This window comes from Brevibacterium rongguiense (assembly GCF_009857845.1).
GTDB classification, from domain to species: domain Bacteria; phylum Actinomycetota; class Actinomycetes; order Actinomycetales; family Brevibacteriaceae; genus Brevibacterium; species Brevibacterium rongguiense.
Genome location: NZ_WWEQ01000129.1, coordinates 1 through 876, shown reverse-complemented (window position 1 = coordinate 876; position 876 = coordinate 1). Strand labels below are relative to the sequence as shown.

The 876-nt window shown below is 64.5% G+C and carries 2 protein-coding genes; both read left to right on the top strand.

Features of this window, described 5'->3' with window-relative positions; all coding sequences use genetic code 11:
• The coding region (locus tag GSY69_RS14310) for a transposase (protein ID WP_235936579.1) at nt 1–379 on the top strand (379 nt) is incomplete at its 5' end.
• On the top strand, nt 376–876 hold a 501-nt coding region (locus GSY69_RS14305; protein WP_328698883.1), incomplete at its 3' end, for a DDE-type integrase/transposase/recombinase. The genes GSY69_RS14310 and GSY69_RS14305, both read left to right, overlap by 4 nt.

Below are 876 nucleotides of genomic sequence, written 5' to 3'. Positions count from 1 at the left end.
GGGACTGATGCACGATCAGGTGTCACATGATCTGTGGCGCCGTGCGGCGTTGCAGGGAAGGATGTGCGCCATGCCCGCTCCCTATCCCCAAGAGTTCCGTGAGGACGTCGTCCGCGTCGCGAGGAACCGTGAACCCGGCCAGAAGCTCTCCGTGATCGCGAAGGACTTCGGGATCTCCGAGTCCTGCCTGACGAATTGGATGCGCCAAGCGGACGTCGAGGACGGCAACCGGCCTGGGAAGACCCGTGAGGATTCCACCGAGCTGCGCGAGCTCCGACGCCGGAACCGGCTGCTGGAGCAGGAGAACGAGGTGCTCCGCCGTGCTGCTGCATACCTGTCCCAGGCGAATCTGCCGGGAAAATCCTCTACCCGCTCGTGAGCGAGCTCGCCGCCGACGGGATCCCCGTTGCGGTGTCCTTGCGGGTCCTAAAGCTCTCTCGCCAGCCCTACTACCGCTGGCGCAAACAGCAGGTCACCGAGGCCGAGCTGGTCGAGGCCTATCGAGCCAACGCGCTATTGGACGCTCACCGCGACGACCCGGAGTTCGGGTACCGATTCCTCGCCGGCGAAGCCGCTGAGGCTGGTGAGGTCATGTGCGAGCGGACCGCGTGGCGGATCTGCCACGACAACCAGTGGTGGTCCGTTTTCGGGAAGAAGCGCGCCAAGAACGGGAAACGTCCGGGACCGCCTGTCCACGATGACCTCGTCCAGAGGGACTTCACTGCCGATGACGTCAACGAGCTCTGGCTGACCGACATCACCGAGCACTGGACTGATGAGGGCAAGCTCTACCTCTGCGCGATCAAGGACGCCTTCTCCGGCCGGATCGTCGGCTACTCCATGAGTGACCGGATGAAGGCCCGCTTGGCGGTGAAC